This is a genomic window from Pectobacterium araliae, from assembly GCF_037076465.1.
In the GTDB taxonomy this organism is placed as follows: domain Bacteria; phylum Pseudomonadota; class Gammaproteobacteria; order Enterobacterales; family Enterobacteriaceae; genus Pectobacterium; species Pectobacterium araliae.
In genome coordinates, this window is record NZ_AP028908.1 from 4,081,262 (window position 1) to 4,103,012 (window position 21,751).

Genomic DNA, 21,751 nt, shown 5'->3' on the forward strand with positions numbered 1-21,751 from the left:
TTATTTTTTAATCACCCTTTGATTATCGATAATGTCACCCTACCTCTGGAGATAATTCAATGAAGCTGTCGAAAACATTGATCGGCGTTTGTTTGAGTTCTACCGTACTCCTGATGAGCCAAGCGATTCAGGCACAACAAATTAAAGCCTCCGATGTTCACCCTGAAGGTTATCCGAATGTCGTCGCCGTACAGAAAATGGGAGAAAAATTAAAAGCTGCTACCAATGGCAGACTGGAAATTAAAACCTTCCCTGGCGGCGTATTAGGTGATGAAAAACAAATGATTGAGCAGGCGCAGCTCGGCGCGATTGATATTATTCGTGTATCAATGACGCCCGTTGCCGCTATTTTGCCGGAAATAGAAGTCTTTACCCTGCCCTATATTTTCCGTGACGAAGATCATCTGCATAAAGTGCTAGATGGAAAAATCGGGCAGGAAATTGGTGACAAGATTACCCAGAACAGTAAATCAAAATTGGTTTTCCTGGGCTGGATGGACGCGGGAACACGTAATTTAATCACCAAGCAGCCAGTGGCAAAACCAGAAGACCTCAAAGGCATGAAGATTCGCGTTCAAACCAGTCAGGTCGCTCTCGCCACGCTGAAAGCGATGGGTGCTAACGCCATCGCCATGGGCACCAGTGAAGTCTTCAGCGGTATGCAAACCGGCGTGATTGATGGCACCGAGAATAATCCGCCAACCTATGTTGCACATAACTACATGCCCGTTGCCAAGAATTTCACCTGGAGCCGCCACTTTATTATTCCTGAGCTGTTCCTGTACTCCAAAACCAAATGGGACAAGCTTTCCAAAGAAGATCAGGATCTGATCCTGAAACTGGCAAAAGAAGCGCAGCAAGAACAGCGCGTGCTGTGGAATGAATATACTCAGCAATCTCTGGATAAAATGAAGGCCGGTGGCGCTCAATTCCATGAAATCGATACCGAGTACTATTTCAAAGCCACGCAGCCTGTACGCGATCAGTTTGGTGCCAAATATCAGGATCTGATTAAAGCCGTCGCCGACACGCAATAATCAAGGCCACATTCCAGCAGATAAATAGCTGACTATTGACAAACCGACTTGCAGAATGAAAACGGTGATAATGGAAGCCTATCCATTATCACCGCACTACGGAATTGTCAGCCGTTTCATAAATAGTTCTCTATTTATCCGCCACCATTAATGGCCTGATATCAACAATCAGAAAGATTGATTCCCCTCCGCTTATCACTCAGCGGAGTGAATATAGGTGACACAATGGCACAGTCTTATCTCTCAAGTATGGATGTACTTTATCGTATTGCCATGTGGGTTTCTGGTCTGGCATTATTAATTATGACGCTAGTCATTCCTATCGGTATATTCGCGCGTTATGTTTTAAATGCGGCATTATCCTGGCCAGAACCTATTTCGATTATTTGTATGGTGACGTTTACTTTTGTCGGCGCAGCCGTCAGTTACCGTTCTAACTCACATATTGCCGTCAGCATGTTGACAGACAGATTGCCAGAATCCGGTAAGAAGATTTGCATTCACCTGTCGAATCTCCTGATGCTCTTAATTAGCTTGTTTATTCTCTATTACAGCACGGTGCTTTGTATGGAGTTATGGGAACAACCCGTCGCAGAATTTCCATTATTAACCGCGGGTGAAAGTTATTTGCCGCTCCCTATCGGCTCGTTCATCACTACGCTCTTTATCATCGAAAAAATGTTTTTCGGCCCGCAGGATAAACGCCCTGTGGTCATGCTTGGCAGTGCTTAATTCTCGGAGCCAATACCATGGATGCATTTATTCTTGTTGCCACGCTGGCCGTGCTGCTGGCGGTCGGCGTTCCTGTCGCCTACGCAGTAGGATTGAGCGCGATTGTTGGTGCTTTCTGGATCGATCTGCCGCTTGAAGCAGTCATGATTCAGATTACTAACGGCGTGAACAAATTTTCGCTGCTGGCAATCCCCTTCTTTATTCTGGCTGGAGCCATTATGGCCGAAGGCGGCATCGCCCGCAGGCTAGTCAGCTTCGCGTATATTTTTGTCGGCTTTATTCGCGGCGGCTTATCGCTCGTTAACATCGTCGCATCGACGTTTTTCGGTGCAATATCCGGCTCTTCGGTGGCAGACACGGCGTCGATAGGCTCAGTGATGATCCCGGAAATGGAGAAGAAGGGCTACCCACGCGACTTCTCCGCCGCCGTCACCGCCAGCGGTTCCGTGCAGGCGATTCTGACACCACCGAGCCACAACTCCGTAATCTACTCGCTGGCAACCGGCGGCACGGTTTCGATTGCCTCGCTGTTCATCGCAGGAATCTTGCCCGGTCTACTGCTCAGCCTAACCTTGATGGTGATGTGTGTCGGTTTCGCCCATCGACGAGGCTACCCGAAAGGCGAACGCGTACCGTTCCGTCAGGCGCTAAAAATCTTTGTCGATACCCTGTGGGGATTGATGACGGTGGTCATCATCATGGGCGGAATTCTGTCCGGCATTTTTACCGCGACCGAGTCGGCAGCCATCGCCTGCCTGTGGTCCTTCTTCGTGACCATGTTCATCTACAAAGATTATAAGTGGTCAGAACTGCCTAAGCTGATGTACCGCACGGTAAAAACCGTCACGATCGTGATGATCCTGATCGGCTTCGCTGCCGCATTCGGTGCCATCATGACCTACATGCAGTTACCAAGCCGTATTACCGAGTTTTTCACCTCCATTTCGGATAACAAGTACGTCATCCTGATGTGGATTAACATCATGCTGCTGCTCGTCGGTACGCTGATGGACATGGCACCGCTGATCTTGATTCTGACCCCCGTTCTGCTGCCTGTCGCCCACTCGCTCGGCATCGATCCGGTGCATTTCGGTATGATCATGCTGGTCAACCTCGGGATCGGCCTGATTACGCCGCCAGTAGGATCGGTGCTTTTCGTCGCCAGTGCGGTGAGTAAGCAGAAGATAGAACAGGTCGTTAAAGCGATGCTGCCCTTCTACTGCGGACTTTTCTTTGTGCTGATGCTAGTCACCTATATTCCGGCTATCTCACTCTGGCTACCCAAATTCTTTGGTGTTCACACCGGCTAACGCCTCTATTGCGCCAATGCTACTCGCTTAAACGTGGACTTCGGGGGAAACACGGTGATGAGGTTCCCGCAGGGATGCCTCGCACCGTGGTAGCTCCCGGAATCTCGATCCTTAAACGATCGGCATTACCCCATTGCGCCATGTTTTCTGCATTGTTGCGAATAACATAACGCTTCTTGATTCCTTCCTGAAATGTTTTCATCTACACACAATCTTATCCCACTCAATCCCACACGCCGCCCAAGCCGTGATAACGTAGACCTCATAAATCGAACACGTATAAATCCAATCATGCCCCCGCAATTCCCCACCGCTCATTGTCGGGGATGAGTTGGCATATAAAGTCATGCAGCAGGACTGAACAGAAAAGGTGATAGTGGTTATGACAAGCAAAAAAACGGCAACCGCGTTAGTCGCCGCAGGACGCAGCAAGAAATTCACCCAAGGCTCCGTCAACCCCGTTATTCAGCGCGCGTCCTCTCTGGTATTCGATACCGTACAGGACAAAAAACACGCCACCATTAACCGCGCCAAGGGCGCACTATTCTATGGTCGTCGTGGTACGTTGACCCATTTCTCGTTTCAGGAAGCGATGGTGGAGCTGGAAGGCGGCGTAGGCTGTGCGTTGTACCCTTGTGGTGCCGCGGCCATCTCTAACGCGATCCTCTCTTTCGTTGCGGCAGGCGATCACATTCTGGTGACAGAGTCAGCCTACGAACCCACACAGGATTTCTGCACCAAAGTGCTCAGCAAGCTGAACGTCAGCACCACCTATTTCGATCCGCTCATTGGTTCCGGGATTGCCGAGCTAATCCAGCCAAATACCAAAGTGGTCTTTCTTGAATCGCCGGGCTCCATCACCATGGAAGTCCACGATGTGCCAGCCATCGTCCAAGCCGTGCGCCGTATCAACCCTGAGATCGTTGTCATGATTGATAATACCTGGGCGGCGGGCATTTTATTCAAAGCGTTCGACTTCGATATTGATATCTCGATTCAGGCTGGTACGAAATATATCGTCGGCCATTCCGATGCTATGATCGGTACGGCTGTCGCTAACGAACGCTGCTGGGCACAACTGCGTGAACACTCTTATCTGATGGGACAAATGGTGGATGCCGACACCGCCTACGTCGCCAGCCGAGGGCTACGCACATTGGGCGTCAGGCTCAAGCAACATCAGGAAAGCAGCATCCGCATTGCGAAATGGCTGGCGGAACGGCCAGAAGTCGCCGTCGTTAATCACCCCGCGTTGCCAGGGAGCAAAGGACATGAATTCTATGTTCGTGATTTTAACGGCTGCAACGGCTTGTTCTCCTTTGTGTTAAAAGAGAAATTAAGCAAAGAAACGCTGGCGCACTATCTGGACCATTTTGAGCACTTCAGTATGGCGTATTCCTGGGGTGGCTTTGAGTCCCTGATTCTGGCAAATCAGCCGGAAGAACTGGCAGCACTTCGCCCCGTGAATGGAGTGGACTTTACCGGCACACTTATCCGGTTACATATAGGACTTGAAGACAGTGACGATCTGATCGACGATCTGGCCGCGGGTTTCAGCAGACTAAGCGCCTAGCAAGCTCAGCGCTGCCGGACGACAGTAAACAAATTACAGGCAGGAAAAAAAAGACTGAAAATGTGACGGCCATAAAACCACCGCGTCTTGATTTCCCCTGCGGCGCGGTGGGTAATGCGTTATGATAATCATGAGTCAACGCTTACCAAAAAACGCGTTACCTTAACCCAAATTAAGCATTAAGCCCTATCGCATTCTCACAATGCGGCAAGGCGTTTTGCCCATACTGATTTTAGGGCTTGATAGGCAGTAGATTTCAGGTAGCCCAGCGTTCCACGCCGCAGCCTGAGAGATAGTGAATATCGTCACTAGCGGGAAGTAATATGAGTGTGGTTCACGACATTATTCAGGCGCTCTGGCAGCAGGATTTTAGTGCACTGGCCGATCCCCACGTCATTTGGGTGATTTACGGCATTCTGTTCACGACGCTGTTTCTGGAGAACGGCCTGCTACCTGCCTCTTTTCTGCCCGGCGATAGCCTGCTGCTGCTCACCGGCGCCATGATTGCCAAAGGCGTGATGAGCTTTTTCCCCACGATGATTCTGCTTACCATCGCCGCCAGTCTCGGCTGTTGGCTCAGCTACCTTCAAGGACGCTGGCTGAGCGATACCCGATTGGTAAAAGGCTGGCTGTTACAGCTTCCTGCGCATTATCACCAGCGTGCTCACCATCTATTCCACCGCCACGGCCTGATGGCGTTGCTGGTTGGCCGCTTTTTAGCCTTCATTCGCACGCTGCTGCCAACAATGGCGGGGATTTCGGGGTTAAACAATACGCGTTTTCAAATTTTCAACTGGCTCAGCGGACTGCTGTGGGTCGGGGGGATTGTCACGCTCGGCTATGCACTCAGCCACATTCCGCTAGTCAAACGCTATGAGGATCAAGTGATGACTGCGCTGATCCTGCTGCCAATTATTTTACTGGTCAGCGGCCTGATCGGCATGGCTGTTGTAGTGTGGCGTAAAAAACGCACCGTCGCCTAACCGGGCAACCGTGCGATTTATTGTCGTATTCAGCTTTCCTCAACCACCATATTACTGGCCTTTAATCTCGCCACTTCATCACCCGGCGTCGCGCCAAAATAGCGTTTAAATTCCCGGCTAAACTGCGACGCACTCTCATATCCGACGCGAGCGGCGGCAACGCCCGCTCTCAGACCATCGTTGAGCATCATCACACGCGCTTTATGCAAGCGATAGGATTTCAGGTACTGCAATGGCGATGTATTGGTGACTGCCTTGAAGTTATGATGAAACGCAGAAACGCTCATGTTCACCTCGGCCGCCAGCTGTTCCACATTCAGGCTAGCGGCGTAGTGATTCTCAATGCGTCGCAGCGCTTTGGTGATGTGGCTGAAGTGCGTGTGCCGATTCACCAACGCCTGCAATGCCGAACCACTTTCGCCACAGAGCATATGATAGATAATCTCGCGCACAATCGTCGGGCCCAGCACACGAGCATCACGCGGGTTATTCATCGCATCCAGCAGTCTCTCAACGGCACACAGAATCTCATCGGTCAGCGGTGCGCTATTCACGCCGCACGAGCAGGAACAGGGACGGATCGCACTGTCATCATCACCGATGTCGATCAGTAAATCCTGAAGCATTTGGATGTCAATGCGGATCGCCATCCCCACCAACGGGTGCTCCACGCTGGCTATCGTTTCACATTCGAACGGCAGCGGCACGGTCATCAACAGGTAGTTTTCCGGATCATACTGGAAGGTTTTTCCGCCTAGATAGCCAATCTTTTTTCCCTGAAAAATGATGACGATCGTCGGTTCATACATCACCGGGACTCGCGGATGATGCTGTTCCGTATACAGAATTTTGACCTGGGGCACGAGAGAAGGCGTGGCCCAGCTTTTGGCTGAACAGCGTATTGCCTGTTGCACGATGCGTTGCCGCACGCTGGGCTGCTGAACAAGCCGCTCACATTGGCTTTCTGTCGACATGCCTTGGTGTTCCGTCAACATGTATGGGGTCTGCGTCAAAATAGTGTTATCCCGCTACTGGTTCGCTTTTCCTGCCCGAAGCCTCTCTCCTGACAGAAGAAACAAAATGACATACCTGCGAATTATTATCACCCTTTTCTCCTATATTTTGGAGAAATAGGCAATAACCAAACAGGAATGTGCATTGAACGTCTTCCCCGAGTTGATGACAATAGTGAGCATACATTTGCCCACTATCACTCGGGAAAAGACATGAATAAAACGATTGAACTGTTTACGTCACATCGCAGCGAACGTAGTTATCTTGATAAACCCATTCCCGATGACGTGCTGGATGCCATTGTTCAATCCGCCCATCTGGCACCCACATCCGTGAATTCTCAGCAAGTGTCACTCATCGTCACCCGCGACCCAGAACGCAAGGCACACATTGCCGAACTGGCTGGCGGCCAGCCATGGATTGCCCAGGCACCCGTCGTCATTACCGTAGTGCTGGATATGTATAAAACGCAGGTCGGGATTGCCATGAGCGACAAGCAGCAACACGCACATGAAAGCCTTGAAAGTCTGATTTCCGGCACAACGGATGTCGGCATCGCGCTCGGCACGTTAATGGCCGCCGCACGCTCATTTGGGCTGGGCATAGTCCCGATTGGCGGTATTCGTCGTGACCCACAGGCGATGATCGACTTTCTGGAACTTCCTGAACTGACGTTCCCCGTCGCAGGCGTCGCTATCGGCTACGTCGATACCCCCGCGCATCAGAAACCACGACTGCCCGTGAATTCATTCCGTCATGATGAAAGCTATCATCAAGACGTTCTGCCTGCGGCAATTGACCAATACAACCAAACGTTGGTGACACACTGGCAGCAAACCGGCCGCGCAGACGGCGACAACTGGGGTGATAACACCGCCAGTTACTACCAACATATTTATTTCCCGAAAGTCTTACCCGCGATCCTGCAACAGGGCTTTAAACTGGACAAATAACCTATGCTAAATTTCACACTCCACACCCCGACCAAGATTCTGTTTGGCGAAGGCCAGATTGCTGAATTAGGCAAAGAAATTCCTGCCGATGCTCGTATTCTCATCACTTACGGCGGCGGCAGCGTGAAGCACAATGGCGTGCTGGATCAGGTCTATCGCGCACTGGAAGGCCGTAACATTCGAGAATTTTCCGGCATTGAACCGAACCCGACTTACGAAACGCTAATGAAAGCTGTCGAGGTCGTCCGTGCAGAGAAAATTGATTTCCTGCTGGCGGTTGGCGGTGGCTCTGTCGTTGACGGCACAAAATTTATCGCCGCCGCGGCGGATTATCAGGCCGCACAAGATCCGTGGCACATTCTGCAAACCGGTGGGGCAGAAATCGATCGCGGCGTCGCACTGGCAGCGGTACTTACGCTGCCTGCGACCGGTTCAGAATCCAACAACGGTGCAGTCATCACCCGTAAATCAACCAACGATAAGCTCCCCTTCCGTTCACGACACACGCAGCCGGTTTTTGCCGTGCTCGACCCCGTCGTGACGTACACTCTGCCCGCTCGCCAGATCGCGAACGGCGTGGTCGATGCCTTCGTTCACACGGTTGAGCAATACCTGACCTATTCCGTCGATGCCAAAGTTCAGGATCGTTTTGCGGAAGGTTTACTGCTCACGCTGGTTGAAGAAGGCCCACGCGCGCTGGCTGAACCAGAAAACTACAAGGTCAGAGCCAATGTGATGTGGAGCGCCACCATGGCGTTGAACGGCCTGATTGGTGCAGGCGTACCGCAGGACTGGTCAACGCATATGTTAGGGCATGAATTAACGGCGCTGCACGGCCTCGACCATGCCCAGACGCTGGCGATTGTTCTGCCCGCCATGCTGACGGCAAGAAAAACCCAGAAGCGTGACAAACTGCTGCAATACGCCGAGCGCGTCTGGAACCTGCGTGACGGTAGCGAAGACCAGCGCATCGACGGCGCGATTGCCGCCACGCGTGACTTCTTCGAAAAAATGGGCGTGCCGACTCGCCTATCTGACTATCAGTTGGATGGCAGCTCCATCCCGACACTGGTCGCCAAACTCAGCGAACACGGCCTGACTGCGCTAGGCGAGCACCGCGACATCACGCTGGAAGAAAGCCAGAAGATTTATGAAGCGGCGCGTTAAGCCCTTCTCCCCCAAATCATTCAAGTGACAGGAGAAAACGCCATCAGTTAAATAACACTTATACCCTCACCTCAATGCTGTGTCTGTTAAGGGGAGCCAATCGGCTCCCTTTATCATCCGACCATGCATAGCCAGCGAATTTTTCTACTAGAATGAAATCATATGCCTGTTCCTGCTAGGGATCACGTTACGCTATTTTCGTGATATGAACAGGTCGCCCATCCAGTTAACCCTATGATACGTTTATGGATTAACGGATATAAAAGGAGAATGAGATGACGCAACCGAAAGTTAAGCTGGCGGACGGCAATATCATGCCCCAGTTGGGCCTTGGGGTCTGGCGAGCAAGCAGTGAGGACACGGTGATCGCCGTGACTGAAGCCTTGTCCATCGGTTATCGGGCTATCGATACCGCCGCGATTTATAAGAACGAGGAAGCGGTCGGTCAGGCGCTGAGTTCCGCAAATCTACCGCGTGAAGAGGTGTTCATCACCACCAAACTCTGGAATGGCGATCACACCGACCCTCAAAAGGCGCTGGAAGAGAGTCTGCGAAAGCTTCAGTTAGATTATATCGATCTCTACCTGATTCACTGGCCGCTCCCGCAACAGAACACCTTCGTGGATGCCTGGCGCGGGCTCATCAAACTCCAGGAACAAGGTCTGGTGAAAAGCATCGGCGTGAGTAATTTTCATATTCACCATCTACAGCGGTTAAAAGAAGAAACGGGCGTCTTGCCGGTCATCGATCAGGTCGAGCTACATCCTCTTCTCCAGCAAAAGCAACTTCATTCCTGGAACGCCACGCACCATATACAGACGGAATCCTGGAGCCCGCTGGCGCAGGGTGGCGAAGGCGTCTTCGACCATCCCATTATCCGTAAACTGGCGAGCAAATACGGAAAAACGCCAGCACAGATCGTGATCCGTTGGCATCTGGACAGCGGACTGGTGGTGATTCCTAAATCAGTGACGCCCGCACGCATCAAGGAAAACTTCGAGGTGTTTGATTTCCGTCTGGATAAAGACGAACTGGGGGAAATTGCCAAGCTGGACAGCGGGAAGCGTCTGGGTTCGGACCCTGACGCACCGAGAAACGACTAATCCATCTTTGATGCCAGCATTCCCTCTGCTGGCATTTTTTCTCTAATCAGCAAACTGAATCTCATACACATCGCTACGACAGTGTGCCTCGCTGTATTCCAGAAGTTCCCCCTGTTCGTTATAAACATGCAGTTGGCAGTACAGTGCTGGTGCCTCCGCCGTAATATCAAGAAGCGCGGCGATGTCTGCCGTACAGGCAATCGCTTTGAAACGATAGCGTTTTTTGTCCGGCGTGATCCCACGCGCCACCCAATATTGATAGAGAGACTGCTCAAGCGCTTCCGGGTCGGGTAGGAATTTTTGCGGTATCCAGGTCGTTTCCAACGAAACAGGCTCGCCATTGCTGAGCCGGACGCGTCGCAAATAAGTGACAGCCTCGCCTTCCGGTAGCAACATCTTTGCGGCGATGGCAGCAGGCGGAACCTGTATTGCCTTTTCTAGCCAGAGGCTGCCAGCGACGCCGCCTTGTTTCAGCACCAGTGCGGTGAACCCTTCGTCTTCCGCACTCAACGCATAATTCAGCCGCTGGACAACGCGAGTCCCGACCCCTTGCTGACGAACAATCAGCCCTTTCTCTTCCAGCAACGACAAGGATCGGGAAACGGTAACTCTCGATAATCCCAACTGTTGCGCAATTAATCTTTCCGCAGGTAAGAACTGGCCTAATAACGTCTTCCGGCGGCCGATTTCTGATTCAAGCAACGACGCAAGCTGCATATAGCGAGGTGCCGACGACGCCCCAGCAAGCTGATCCCTGACCCAAAGCAGTAATGCCCGCATAGTACAGCCTTTTCAATAACGCAGCATTCTGGCTGCGTATGAGTTAAAACAGAAGTGAACCTGATTCTATGACGCCACGAAATACTCTGATTCTGAATTTGTTGTAATAAAAAATATTTTTATGACTCATTAAACCCAGTATCCGAAATATTCCCTTAGTACAGAGCGACATCACTCTATAAGGTATCGTCCACACGGCGTCGCATCTTTAATTTTGGTGTGTCTGAATAGAAGTAGATCACATTAAGAAACAAACGAGGATGGGAGATAGTGCCGTTACGTCCATAACGGCGAAGGATTGTTGGCAGGATAGAGATTCACATCGCCGTTTGTACGATAAGCTGTCCCGTCGAGCCGCGATCGGCCAGTTCCAGCGTCTGGCTGTAATACAGGAAAGGGAACGCCATGGAGGAGGGCTGCATGAAATACACCAGCAACTCGACATCGTTATCCACCCATACCGTATCTTTCCAGCCGCTGTCTTCCACCACCGGAGGGACACCATTCGCGCTGCGTACCAGAAACTTAACGCCCTGAATATGGAAAGCCTGCGGCGTATCGGCGTGGATAATCCAGCGTTCACAACGGCCAAGCTGAGTTTGCACATCAGCACGCGTCATGTCCCACATCGCACCGTTGATACCAGGTAGACTGTCACCCAGACGGAACTCACGCGTGCGGCTAATACTCCCTTCAATGATGTTGTCGGCCAGCAAACGCATCGGTAGGTTGTCCGTGACTAATGGCAACAGCCCCGTCGGTTTAAGCGTAACAATTTGAGTGGAAATCAGGATGCTGGAAGGTTCAAACAAGCCACGCAGGCGATCCATAATCCCAGCCGACTCGCCTGCCGTCAGCGTGACCTCTTCGCCTTGCGACATGTCGACCAGAATTTCGCGCCGTTCGCCGGGTGCGAGCGACAGTTGGTTCACCGCCATTGGCGCGGGTAACAGCCCTTGATCGCTGGCGATCACATGCATCGCTCGGCCATCGTTGAGCCGCATTACGTAACGCCGGGAGTTCGATGCGTTCAACAATCTCAGGCGAACCCAGCCGCGAGAAACTTCAACAAAGGGGTTTTGGACGCCATTAACTAACAGCGAATCCCCCACGAACCCACCGTTAGAAGGCGGATTGTAGAGAGGAACACCAAAGTTATCCAGCCGTTTATCCTGAATAATCAATGGGAAATCATCAACACCGTAGTGATTGGGAAGCGGCAGAGATTTACTGGCGCGGTCTTCCACCAGCCACAGCCCTGCCAATCCATTATAAATATGGGGGGCCATACGGTTCGGCGTATTCGCATGATACCAGCAGGTCGCCGCGGGCTGGCGAACGGGCAATACTGGTGACCAGTCGGTTCCTGGAGAAATAATGCGGGCAGCGCCGCCCATCAGCGGCCCTGGCACCTGCAACCCACCAATCGTCATCGCGACAGGCTCATTCAGACGGTTGCTGTAAATCAGCTTAACATCATCGCCGTCATAGACCCGCACCGTCGGCCCTAAATAACGGCCGTTAATTCCCCAAATGGACGTCTTACGATCGCCAGAAAATGCCCAATGAACACGCTGCATCGTCAGAAAAAGAGGCTGGCCTCGGCGCGACTCCAGTAATGGCGGTATCGGCAATGCGGTGGGATTCCCACTGGCTTTCGCTGCCAGTGGCGCCATACCCGCACATAACGCAAGGCCCGATGCCTGAATAAACTGACGTCGGCTGAGTGACATAATGACTCCGTAAATCCATTAACCGTAAGCAAAGTTTAACGTCCGATTCGTTCTTGAATAGACAATCGGAAGAAATAATCGCGTAACCCGAGGGGAAACTTATTTTTTGTTTGCCGCTTCACGCGCTGCGACTTCCACATCCAGTTCCGCAATCTTGGCAGCCATCACATCATGGCAATGTGTCGCCAGTTCACGAACCTGATCTTTGGTATACGCACGGGTATCAATCGGTGGCAGCATTTCTACGATAACGAGACCGTTATTCCAGCGGTTTAATTTCACCTTATTGCTGGTGGTAGAAACGCAAATGGGTACAACCGGCACTTTTGCGCTAATCGCGGCATGAAAAGCACCGGTTTTGAATGGCATTAGGCCGCGCCCACGGCTGCGCGTCCCTTCAGGAAACATCCAAATAGAGGTATTACGCTCTTTAATATGCTTCACGACCTGAGCAATAGTGCCATGCGCTTTAGCACGGTTTTCACGATCAATCAGCAAGTTACCGGTCAACCAGTAGAGTGGTCCGAAGAACGGAATCCACAGTAGGCTTTTTTTACCTACGGTAACGGTGCGAGGCTGAACCGCGCTGGAGACCGTCACCATATCGTAATTATTCTGATGATTTGCGATATAGATGCAATTGCCATAATGCGCCGCTTCTTCCGGTATCCGCATTTCTACTTTCAGGCCAAATACCACGGACAAGCGGCCAAAAAGACGGCCAAAAGTTGCCACATGACGGGGATTTCGAGGGCTGAACAGGCAGTAAAACAAGCCAAAAATACAGATCAAAATCGAAAATATGACGACAACAAAAAAACGCAAAATGGATAACATAGCAACCTCATTAGCCAACAGCCGCCGCTAGTATAGCGATTCCGCGCGAAAACACACGGTGATTCAATTTGCTGCGGGATGGCAACCGGAAACCAAAGAAAGGCGGTAAACACCGCCTTTCTACATGCATAATGACAATAGGGAGGATTTATTCTTCGTTGCTGCCAGTATCAACCTGCTGCGGCGCATCCACCTCAATCCGGTCGATGCGTTGCAGTCCGCGCAGTAACGTCCCTTTCCGTCCGCGCTCGCCCTGATACTTCTGAAGCTCGTTTGGACGCAGCACCAGCTTACGTTTACCGAAGTACAGCGTGACTGAAGCCTGTGGTGGCAGCAGATACAGCCAGGTCAGACGGTCTTTGCCTTCCGCAAAATCAGCCGAGGAGATGGACACAATCTTGTTGCCCTTGCCCTTCGACAGCTGTGGCAAATCAGAGACAGGGAACAGCAGCATTCTGCCTGCGGCGGTGATCGCCATCAGCAGGTTATCGTCGCCTTTGATCTCGATCGGTGCCAGCGCCTTCGCATTATCCGGCAGCGTAATCATCGCTTTACCCGCGCGGTTACGCGCGACCAGATCGTTGAAGGTACAGACGAAGCCGTAGCCCGCATCCGATGCCATCAGCAACAGTTGATCGTCCGCAGCCATCAGCACCTGTTCAATCGTCGCGCCCGGCGGCGGCGTGAGTTTGCCCGTCAGCGGCTCACCCTGACCGCGTGCAGAAGGCAGCGTGATCGGATCCAGCGCATAGCTGCGGCCGGTAGAATCAATGAACACCACAGGTTGATTGCTCTTGCCTTTCGCCACGGCGCGGAAACTATCGCCCGCTTTATAGCTCAGCCCAGTAGGATCGATGTCATGCCCTTTGGCACTGCGCACCCAGCCCATTTCCGATAGCACAATGGTAACGGGTTCAGACGGCACAAAGTCATGCTCGCTCATCGCTTTCGCTTCGCCACGTTCACGCAGCGGCGAACGACGATCGTCACCATAGGCTTGCGCATCGGACTGAATTTCTTTCTTAATCAGGTTGCTGAGCTTACGATCGGATGCCAGCAGTGCTTGAAGCTGATCGCGCTCTTTTGCCAGATCGTCCTGCTCACCACGGATTTTCATCTCTTCCAGCTTGGCCAAATGGCGTAATTTCAGCTCCAGGATCGCTTCAGCCTGTGTTTCACTCAAGCTGAACTGGCGCATCAGTACGGGCTTCGGCTCGTCTTCCGTGCGGATGATATGAATCACTTCATCAATGTTCAGGAACGCAATCAGCAAGCCTTCAAGGATATGCAGGCGCTTGAGCACTTTTTCCAGACGGTAGTTCAGACGGCGGCACACGGTGTCGCGACGGAAAACCAGCCATTCGCTCAGGATCTCAACCAGCCCTTTCACGCTAGGGCGACCATCCAGACCGATCATGTTCATGTTAACGCGATAGCTTTTTTCCAGATCGGTCGTAGCGAACAGATGGTTCATCACCTGATCCATATCGATACGGTTCGAGCGCGGCACCAGCACCAAACGGGTTGGATTCTCATGATCGGATTCATCGCGCAGGTCTTCGACCATCGGCAGCTTCTTCGCCCGCATCTGGCTGGCAATCTGCTCCAGCACTTTGGCACCGGAAACCTGATGCGGCAGCGCGGTAATGACGACATCACCGTCTTCTTTCTTCCAGACCGCGCGCATCCGCACTGAACCACGGCCATTCTGGTAGAGTTTGCGCACTTCATCGCGTGGCGTGATGATTTCGGCTTCCGTCGGGAAATCCGGCCCTTGAACATGCTGCAACAGCTCTTCCAGCGAGGCCTTCGGATTTTCCAGCAGCATCACTGCGGCGGCAGCGACTTCACGCACGTTGTGCGGCGGTATGTCCGTTGCCATCCCGACGGCGATCCCGGTGGTGCCGTTCAGCAGAATATTAGGCAGACGCGCAGGCAGCATCTTCGGCTCTTGCATCGTGCCATCAAAGTTCGGGGTGTAATCGACCGTGCCCTGCCCGAGTTCAGACAGCAGCAGTTCTGCATATTTGGACAACCGCGATTCGGTATAACGCATGGCGGCGAACGATTTCGGATCGTCCGGTGCGCCCCAGTTCCCCTGACCATCCACCAGCGGATAGCGGTACGAGAACGGCTGCGCCATCAGCACCATCGCTTCATAGCAGGCGCTATCGCCGTGCGGGTGGTATTTACCCAGCACGTCACCCACGGTACGGGCGGATTTTTTAAATTTGGCGCTGGCATTCAGCCCCAGCTCGGACATCGCATACACGATGCGACGCTGCACAGGTTTCAGACCATCGCCAATGAACGGCAATGCCCTGTCCATGATGACGTACATGGAATAATTCAGGTATGCATTTTCGGTAAACGTGCGCAGCGCAAGGCTTTCTGCGCCGTCATGAGTCATCTCACTCATTTATCTCACTTCCCTCACATCGCGGCGCGATTGTTACGCTTTCCGACACGCCATAGCGGCGGTATGTTTGGCGGGAATAGTACCTTATCTGATGAGGTGATGTCACAGAGAACAATGCCGCGTGTTGATGTGAATCCGACGCTTGCCAGGGAAGGTCGCTAGCGGTAATGGTAGATGCTCGGCAGTCATCGTTTCACCCCAGACGGAAATCGACGCTTGATCTGGCCGCAGCCCGGCCGTTCCTTCCAACTGGGTGTGAATGTAGATTTCTCATCCGCATCACTCACGATTCAATAAAAAAGGCGATGCATCATTCAGGCATCGCCACCACTCAGGCAAGAATGCACACAGCTGCTTTCTTGCCTTTTTATTTTCCTCCACATGCTTATCTCGCCGCATTACGTTTAATTACGCCAACATCGCTACTTTCACAGTATTAAATAATGACTATGCCAATAAGCATGTCTGACTGAACTCACGCTATAACGTGATCGCGATCTCAATTAATATTCCGTCGGCGCTATGTTTTAATTTTGTCCTATTCAGCGGACAGCATTTAGTATTGTCCCTATCGACTATCGCGACTAGATTAATCACTACAGCATCCTATTTAAATAAACCGATAGAGAAAATAAAACAGGGAATTATTTAGAAAAAGTTATCAATTCGATAAGCATCAGAAAATCTAACGTCTCACATAGGGGAATATGATGCAGCCACTCACCTCCCGCCAGAACCGTTTATTGAAATATCTGTTGCAACACCAGGGATATGTAACGGTTAAAGATATTGCACATTACCTGGATGTGTCTGAGAAAACCGTTTATCGCGATATGCAATTTGTTGAAGCCTTCCTTTCTGTCTGGAATATTTATCCAGACAAAAAGGTCGGTGCGGGAATCATGTTAACCACGGATGACGAACGGCACCTCATGCTGCTGGAACAGCAAATTGTCGTGGATGACGGGGATACCGATGCCCTGATCAATAACGCTCGTCGTGTCAAAATCGCCTCACAGTTGTTAAGCGACACGCCTCATGAGACCTCCATCAGCAAACTGTCTGAGCGCTATTTCATCAGCAGCGCCTCTATCGTTAACGATCTGAAAATCATCGAAAGCTGGCTACATCCATTAGGGCTGTCGCTGGTACGCAGCCAGAGCGGTACGCACATTGAAGGCAGTGAGAATCGGGTGCGTCAGGCGATGGTCTCGCTCATCAACGATGTCATGCACCATAAAGAACCCGGCCCGTTTAACCATTCTCGTCTCGACCCCGGCAGCTATAAGGCACTGATTACCTATTTCGGCGAAAAAGACGTTTCCTTCGTCGAATCACTGTTACAGGACATGGAGCAGCAGCTTTCTTATCCACTCGGCGAGCCTTATTACATCAATATTTTCACGCATACCTTAATTATGATGCATCGTATTGCGCAGGGAAAAGCGTTAATCATGGCGGAAGAATCGGTTCATCATCAGGTGGATAATCGCATATTCTCCATCGCTAAAAATATGGTTACCCAAATAGAGCAACGCGTCGAGAGCACGCTACCTTCTGATGAAGTCTGGTTTATTTACCAATATATTATTTCCTCAGGCATTGTGATGGAGGAGCGTGCGGATAACCAACTGCTTCGCTATCAATTTTCTAACGGTGAATCACGTAAAATCACGCGAGCATTGACGCAGATATTTTCTGATTTAATCAATATCGATCTGCGCACAGATAAGTTATTACAGGAAGGGTTGCTTATTCATATCAAGCCGTTGCTTAACCGACTAAAGTATCAAATACACATTCGCAATCCGTTATTAGACGATATCAAAAGCGAATTTATCGATATTTATGAAATGACTCAGCAAGCCATGAATGAAGTCTGTCAGCGATTTCAATTAAAACCCGTCGCTGAGGATGAAGTTGGCTATCTGACCATTCATTTCCAAGCCGCGCTGGAACGCCAAATTGCGCATAAACGTATTCTGGTGGTGTGCTCCAGCGGAGTAGGAACGTCACATTTGTTGAAAAATCGTATTCTGCGCGCGTTTCCTGACTGGATTATTGTTGGCGTTATTTCGGCCAGTAATATGCAGATATTTTGCCAGCGGGAAGATATTGAACTGATTATTTCCACGATTCATCTGGAAGAACAACACATTCCTGTCGTCTATGTTTCCGCCTTTTTTAATGATGATGACATTAAGCGCGTTACAGAAAAGGTTATCGCTAATCAACTGCATCAGGCCGTCCCTCACTGATTATTGGCCAAACGTTAATTTTTCAAATTTATAGATGAGGTGTGATCAATGGATATCAATAAAATACTGAACGCCAATCGCGTGAAGTTAAACATGTCTGCAACCAATAAAGATGAAGCCATTAATGAATTAACCGAGCTGCTGTATGCCGATGGTGCCATTACCAATAAGCAGGATTTTATTCACGATGTCTGGTTACGCGAAGCGGAAGGATCAACCGGTTTTGAAAATCATATTGCGATCCCTCATGGAAAATCCTCCGCCGTAAAACAAACCACACTCGCGATTGGCCGCACCCGTCAGGATATTCCCTGGGAAACGCTGGACGGCAGCCAGGTTCGCTGCATTATTCTCTTTGCCGTGCGTCTGGAAGATCAGAACACGACACACATTCGCCTGCTGTCTCAGGTTGCCAGTGCGCTGGCCGATGATGAGGTGATTGCTCAACTGTTGGACGAATCCGATCCCCATAACATTATTCGGCTGTTTAGTCAGTATGCAGAAACAGCACCTGTTACTCCGACATAAGACGAGGCTCAAAATGAATATTGTTTGTGTTGCCGCCTGCACGGCAGGTATCGCGCATACCTATATCGCACGCGAGAAACTCATTAAAGGCGCCAATGCGTTGAATTACGCTATCAAAGTGGAAACCCAAGGCACCATTGGTACAGAGAATGAATTAACACCCGATGAAATCGCCGCAGCCGATGTCGTTATTCTGGCCATCGATATCAAAATAACAGGAGAAGAGCGGTTTAAAGGTAAACCCATTGTTCGGGTAAAAACGGAGGTGGTTATTAAATCTCCCATCAAGTTTCTGGAAAAAGTCGCTAGTTCTTTAGCGGGTGCCTGAATATCTCCATTTCGGGGTAATCATTATGAACACCAGAGAAATAACTGTTGGACAGGAAATAAAACGGCATCTCCTTACCGGTATTTCCTGGATGATCCCACTGATTGTCGCCGCCGGGATCTGTATTGCACTCGGTCAGGTCATCGGTGGCCCGGATGTCGGTAAGCAAACTGGCAGTATCGCGTGGATGCTTAATCAGATCGGCGGCTGGGGAATGGGGCTGATTGTTCCGCTCATCAGCGCCGCGATCGCCTACTCCATTGCCGACCGCCCCGGTTTCGCACCTGGCCTGATTGTGGGCTTCATCTGCGGCCAGATTCAAACCGGGTTTATCGGCGGTATTCTCGGCGGCTTTTTAGTCGGCTACACCGTGCTGCTGCTGCGTCGCTACATCAAGCTGCCCACCTCGATGCAGGGGCTGATGCCCGTCATGATCCTGCCGCTGCTCAGTACCATTATCGCAGGGCTGTTGATGATGACGTTTATCGGTCAACCCATCGTCTGGCTGCAAAAAGTGCTGATTCATCTGCTGGAATCCATGCAAGGCGGCTCGAAATTCCTGATGGGCGCGATTTTGGGGGCGATGGCAACCTTCGATTTCGGTGGACCAGTGAACAAAACGATGTCGCTCTTCGCGGACGGAATGCTGGTCGATGGCATTTACGGACCGGAAGCCGTCAAATTTGTCGGCTCCATGATTCCGCCCTTCGGCATCACGCTTTCCTTCCTGCTGACCCGCTACAAGTACACTCGCGCAGAAAAAGAGGCACTGAAAGCCGCCTTCCCGATGGGGATCTGCATGATTACCGAAGGGGTGATCCCGATTGCTGCACGCGATTTGTTCAGAGTCGTTGCCAGCTGTGTCGTCGCCTCCGCCATTGCAGGTGGGCTGATCATGGTCTGGGGCGTGGAGGCTCCCGTGCCGCACGGCGGCATGTTTGTCGTCCCACTATTTACCAAGCCACTGATGTTCTGTCTGGCACTCGGTATCGGCACGGTCATCTGCGGCGTGATGCTGTCGCTGATTAAGAAACGCGTCACGCAGGCTGATGAAGAATTCGACGACGTTGATGACAGCAGCGTGCGTGACGAAGACATTAAATTCACTCTCGAATAACAGGAGCCGCCATGTATGCCGCCATGAAAACCCTCATTGATGACGCGTATCAACAGCAGTATGCCGTGCTCGCCATCAACTGTTTCAATCTGGAAACTGCCCGTGCGGCCATTGCCGCCGCCGAGCAACAGCGTGCACCGCTGATCCTGAATGTGTACCAAGGTCACAGCGCGCACTTTCCACCGCATCTCGCGGTGCCGTTGGTCAAAGCGCTGGCCGAACGGGCCACGGTTCCAGTGGCGCTCAGTCTGGATCACGGTACGGCATTCAGCCTGATTGGGCAGGCGTTCCGTGCTGGTTTTACTGGACTGATGATCGATGCCTCCAGTCACCCGCTGGCGGAAAACATCCAGCGCACCCAGCAGGTGGTGACTATCGCTGCGACCGCAGGCGTTTGCGTGGAAGGTGAGCTTGGGCATATCGCCGATGCGCCCGTCTACGACATTGAGGATGCCACGGTGAAAATGACGCAGGTGGAAGACGTCATTCCTTTCATCCGCCAAACCGGCATCGATCTGCTTGCCGTGTCGGTCGGCACCGCTCACGGTATTTATCCTGCCGGGGTGACGCCACGGATTGATTTTGAGCATCTTGAAGCCCTGAATCAGGAATCCACCGTGCCGCTGGCACTCCACGGCGGTAGCGGTACTAAAGCCGACGACATTCGCCGCGTCAGCCGTCACGGCGTCGCCAAAATCAACGTCGGTGCGGCCGTCTTTGAAGCAGGAAAAACCGCGTTGCAGCAGACGCTGCATCAACATCCAACAACAGAGCTGTCCGACCTGCTGGCGACGATGGAATCCGCCTGCCGCGACGTGGTCGTTGATTACCTCAGTTGGTCAGGTTCAGCCAACAAAGCCTGACCGTTCGCCATTTACCGACTTTCACCATCAGTGGTCAGCCACTGGTACAGGAACGCTTTGCCCTTTATCCGACACAGGAGAGACATAATATGTTGATTTCAATGACCGATATTCTTAAACCCACACGTGAACACCGCTTCGCTATCGGGGCATTTAACGTGGCCGATAGCTGCTTTATCCGCGCCGTGGTGGAAGAGGCCGAAACAACAAATACCCCAGCCATTATCTCAATCCACCCAAGCGAGCTGGAATTCGTGACCGATGAGTTCTTCGCCTATGTGCGAGAAAGAACGCTGCGCAGTCCGGTGCCGTTTGTCATCCACCTCGATCATGGCGCGTCGATCGCACACGTTCTGCGAGCCATTCAATGCGGATTTACCTCCGTGATGATCGACGGTTCGCTGCTGCCTTATGAGGAAAACGTGGCGCTCACCACCGAAGTGGTAAAACTGGCACATGCCGTGGGCGTTTCCGTAGAGGGGGAATTAGGTACGATTGGTGATACCGGCACCACGATAGAAGGTGGCGTCAGCAAGGTGATCTATACCGACCCCGAGCAGGCGGAAGATTTCGTCAATAGGACAGGGGTTGATACGTTAGCCGTCGCCATCGGCACCGCGCACGGTATCTATCCCAAAGACCTGAAGCCAGAACTGCAAATGCATATCCTGCGGGATATCTCACAGCGGGTGTCGATCCCGCTCGTCCTGCACGGGGGTTCCGCAAACCCGGACGCCGAAATTGCCGAAGCGGTAACGCTGGGCGTAGGCAAAATCAATATCTCCAGCGATATGAAATTCGCCTATTTCCAAAAAGCACGGGAAATCCTCAGTCGTGAAACCTGGTGGGATCCGAATGCTATCTACCCAGAACCGATCAACGCAGCAAAAGCGGTCATTCGCTACAAAATGGCACTTTTCGGCTCGACAGGAAAGGCCACTTTATATTGATACGCAACTGCGTCAGGCAGGTATGTTCACTAAACTTGCCTGACGCCTCACTGCAAAAAAACAATA

At 51.6% G+C, this 21,751-nt stretch carries 19 protein-coding genes; 14 read left to right on the top strand and 5 right to left on the bottom strand.

The window, feature by feature from the left end:
* Window positions 1–59: 59 nt before the first annotated feature.
* The 5 genes from AACH44_RS18515 to AACH44_RS18535 all read left to right on the top strand — a co-directional run bounded on the left by AACH44_RS18515 (window position 60) and on the right by AACH44_RS18535 (window position 5,635).
* Window positions 60–1,037, top strand: a complete 978-nt coding sequence (locus AACH44_RS18515; protein WP_261849102.1) for a TRAP transporter substrate-binding protein — start codon at window positions 60–62, stop codon at window positions 1,035–1,037.
* Between the two features lie 225 nt (window positions 1,038–1,262).
* A complete protein-coding gene (locus AACH44_RS18520; protein ID WP_261849101.1) occupies window positions 1,263–1,769 on the top strand; it encodes a TRAP transporter small permease in 507 nt (168 codons plus the stop codon).
* A 17-nt stretch (window positions 1,770–1,786) separates the two neighbouring features.
* Entirely contained in the window at window positions 1,787–3,079 is a 1,293-nt protein-coding gene (locus AACH44_RS18525) for a TRAP transporter large permease (RefSeq protein WP_010280255.1), read from the top strand.
* Window positions 3,080–3,461: 382 nt separating this feature from the next.
* A complete protein-coding gene (metC, locus tag AACH44_RS18530; RefSeq protein WP_261849100.1) occupies window positions 3,462–4,652 on the top strand; it encodes a cystathionine beta-lyase in 1,191 nt (396 codons plus the stop codon).
* Window positions 4,653–4,975: 323 nt separating this feature from the next.
* Window positions 4,976–5,635 (top strand): DedA family protein, encoded by a 660-nt coding sequence (locus AACH44_RS18535; protein ID WP_107170935.1) that lies wholly within the window; start codon window positions 4,976–4,978, stop codon window positions 5,633–5,635.
* A 29-nt stretch (window positions 5,636–5,664) separates the two neighbouring features.
* Here AACH44_RS18535 and AACH44_RS18540 read toward each other — a convergent pair whose 3' ends face one another.
* Entirely contained in the window at window positions 5,665–6,609 is a 945-nt protein-coding gene (locus AACH44_RS18540) for an AraC family transcriptional regulator (RefSeq protein ID WP_261849140.1), read from the bottom strand.
* A gap of 252 nt (window positions 6,610–6,861) precedes the next feature.
* Between AACH44_RS18540 and AACH44_RS18545 the strand changes: the two genes are divergently transcribed.
* From AACH44_RS18545 to dkgA, 3 genes are all read left to right on the top strand, one after another.
* On the top strand, window positions 6,862–7,602 hold the full coding sequence (locus AACH44_RS18545) for an NADPH-dependent oxidoreductase (protein ID WP_338659404.1): 741 nt from the start codon (window positions 6,862–6,864) through the stop codon (window positions 7,600–7,602).
* A gap of 3 nt (window positions 7,603–7,605) precedes the next feature.
* Window positions 7,606–8,769 (top strand): alcohol dehydrogenase, encoded by a 1,164-nt coding sequence (gene yqhD, locus AACH44_RS18550; RefSeq protein WP_261849098.1) that lies wholly within the window; start codon window positions 7,606–7,608, stop codon window positions 8,767–8,769.
* A gap of 275 nt (window positions 8,770–9,044) precedes the next feature.
* Window positions 9,045–9,872 (top strand): 2,5-didehydrogluconate reductase DkgA, encoded by an 828-nt coding sequence (gene dkgA, locus AACH44_RS18555; protein WP_261849097.1) that lies wholly within the window; start codon window positions 9,045–9,047, stop codon window positions 9,870–9,872.
* A gap of 42 nt (window positions 9,873–9,914) precedes the next feature.
* Here dkgA and AACH44_RS18560 read toward each other — a convergent pair whose 3' ends face one another.
* The 4 genes from AACH44_RS18560 to parC form a co-directional block, all read right to left on the bottom strand.
* On the bottom strand, window positions 9,915–10,652 hold the full coding sequence (locus AACH44_RS18560) for a GntR family transcriptional regulator (RefSeq protein ID WP_338659405.1): 738 nt from the start codon (window positions 10,650–10,652) through the stop codon (window positions 9,915–9,917).
* 317 nt (window positions 10,653–10,969) lie between these two features.
* Window positions 10,970–12,385, bottom strand: coding sequence for a cell division protein FtsP (gene ftsP / locus AACH44_RS18565; protein ID WP_261849095.1), 1,416 nt, complete (start codon window positions 12,383–12,385; stop codon window positions 10,970–10,972).
* A 99-nt stretch (window positions 12,386–12,484) separates the two neighbouring features.
* Window positions 12,485–13,222 carry a 1-acylglycerol-3-phosphate O-acyltransferase gene (locus AACH44_RS18570; protein WP_261849094.1) on the bottom strand — a complete coding sequence of 246 codons (738 nt, stop codon included), beginning with the start codon at window positions 13,220–13,222 and terminating at the stop codon, window positions 12,485–12,487.
* Window positions 13,223–13,370: 148 nt separating this feature from the next.
* A complete protein-coding gene (gene parC / locus AACH44_RS18575) occupies window positions 13,371–15,641 on the bottom strand; it encodes a DNA topoisomerase IV subunit A (protein WP_261849093.1) in 2,271 nt (756 codons plus the stop codon).
* A 707-nt stretch (window positions 15,642–16,348) separates the two neighbouring features.
* Here parC and AACH44_RS18580 point away from each other — a divergent pair.
* The 6 genes from AACH44_RS18580 to AACH44_RS18605 all read left to right on the top strand — a co-directional run bounded on the left by AACH44_RS18580 (window position 16,349) and on the right by AACH44_RS18605 (window position 21,685).
* Window positions 16,349–17,899, top strand: a complete 1,551-nt coding sequence (locus AACH44_RS18580) for a BglG family transcription antiterminator (protein ID WP_261849092.1) — start codon at window positions 16,349–16,351, stop codon at window positions 17,897–17,899.
* A 48-nt stretch (window positions 17,900–17,947) separates the two neighbouring features.
* Window positions 17,948–18,427: a PTS sugar transporter subunit IIA gene (locus tag AACH44_RS18585; RefSeq protein WP_261849091.1), complete on the top strand. Its 480-nt coding sequence runs from the start codon at window positions 17,948–17,950 to the stop codon at window positions 18,425–18,427.
* A 13-nt stretch (window positions 18,428–18,440) separates the two neighbouring features.
* Window positions 18,441–18,755: a PTS fructose transporter subunit IIB gene (locus AACH44_RS18590; RefSeq protein ID WP_010297459.1), complete on the top strand. Its 315-nt coding sequence runs from the start codon at window positions 18,441–18,443 to the stop codon at window positions 18,753–18,755.
* Between the two features lie 25 nt (window positions 18,756–18,780).
* On the top strand, window positions 18,781–19,872 hold the full coding sequence (locus AACH44_RS18595) for a PTS fructose transporter subunit IIC (protein WP_261849090.1): 1,092 nt from the start codon (window positions 18,781–18,783) through the stop codon (window positions 19,870–19,872).
* Between the two features lie 11 nt (window positions 19,873–19,883).
* On the top strand, window positions 19,884–20,735 hold the full coding sequence (locus tag AACH44_RS18600; RefSeq protein ID WP_261849089.1) for a class II fructose-bisphosphate aldolase: 852 nt from the start codon (window positions 19,884–19,886) through the stop codon (window positions 20,733–20,735).
* Between the two features lie 89 nt (window positions 20,736–20,824).
* Complete coding sequence (locus AACH44_RS18605; RefSeq protein WP_338659406.1) at window positions 20,825–21,685, top strand: ketose-bisphosphate aldolase; 861 nt, start codon at window positions 20,825–20,827, stop codon at window positions 21,683–21,685.
* The last annotated feature ends 66 nt before the right edge of the window (window positions 21,686–21,751 follow it).

Coding starts and splice junctions, on each gene's coding strand:
- AACH44_RS18515 (WP_261849102.1), top strand. CDS start 60: ATGAAGCTGTCGAAAACATTGATCGGCGTTTGTTTGAGTTCTACCGTA.
- AACH44_RS18520 (WP_261849101.1), top strand. CDS start 1,263: ATGGCACAGTCTTATCTCTCAAGTATGGATGTACTTTATCGTATTGCC.
- AACH44_RS18525 (WP_010280255.1), top strand. CDS start 1,787: ATGGATGCATTTATTCTTGTTGCCACGCTGGCCGTGCTGCTGGCGGTC.
- metC (WP_261849100.1), top strand. CDS start 3,462: ATGACAAGCAAAAAAACGGCAACCGCGTTAGTCGCCGCAGGACGCAGC.
- AACH44_RS18535 (WP_107170935.1), top strand. CDS start 4,976: ATGAGTGTGGTTCACGACATTATTCAGGCGCTCTGGCAGCAGGATTTT.
- AACH44_RS18540 (WP_261849140.1), bottom strand. CDS start 6,609: ATGTCGACAGAAAGCCAATGTGAGCGGCTTGTTCAGCAGCCCAGCGTG.
- AACH44_RS18545 (WP_338659404.1), top strand. CDS start 6,862: ATGAATAAAACGATTGAACTGTTTACGTCACATCGCAGCGAACGTAGT.
- yqhD (WP_261849098.1), top strand. CDS start 7,606: ATGCTAAATTTCACACTCCACACCCCGACCAAGATTCTGTTTGGCGAA.
- dkgA (WP_261849097.1), top strand. CDS start 9,045: ATGACGCAACCGAAAGTTAAGCTGGCGGACGGCAATATCATGCCCCAG.
- AACH44_RS18560 (WP_338659405.1), bottom strand. CDS start 10,652: ATGCGGGCATTACTGCTTTGGGTCAGGGATCAGCTTGCTGGGGCGTCG.
- ftsP (WP_261849095.1), bottom strand. CDS start 12,385: ATGTCACTCAGCCGACGTCAGTTTATTCAGGCATCGGGCCTTGCGTTA.
- AACH44_RS18570 (WP_261849094.1), bottom strand. CDS start 13,222: ATGTTATCCATTTTGCGTTTTTTTGTTGTCGTCATATTTTCGATTTTG.
- parC (WP_261849093.1), bottom strand. CDS start 15,641: ATGAGTGAGATGACTCATGACGGCGCAGAAAGCCTTGCGCTGCGCACG.
- AACH44_RS18580 (WP_261849092.1), top strand. CDS start 16,349: ATGATGCAGCCACTCACCTCCCGCCAGAACCGTTTATTGAAATATCTG.
- AACH44_RS18585 (WP_261849091.1), top strand. CDS start 17,948: ATGGATATCAATAAAATACTGAACGCCAATCGCGTGAAGTTAAACATG.
- AACH44_RS18590 (WP_010297459.1), top strand. CDS start 18,441: ATGAATATTGTTTGTGTTGCCGCCTGCACGGCAGGTATCGCGCATACC.
- AACH44_RS18595 (WP_261849090.1), top strand. CDS start 18,781: ATGAACACCAGAGAAATAACTGTTGGACAGGAAATAAAACGGCATCTC.
- AACH44_RS18600 (WP_261849089.1), top strand. CDS start 19,884: ATGTATGCCGCCATGAAAACCCTCATTGATGACGCGTATCAACAGCAG.
- AACH44_RS18605 (WP_338659406.1), top strand. CDS start 20,825: ATGTTGATTTCAATGACCGATATTCTTAAACCCACACGTGAACACCGC.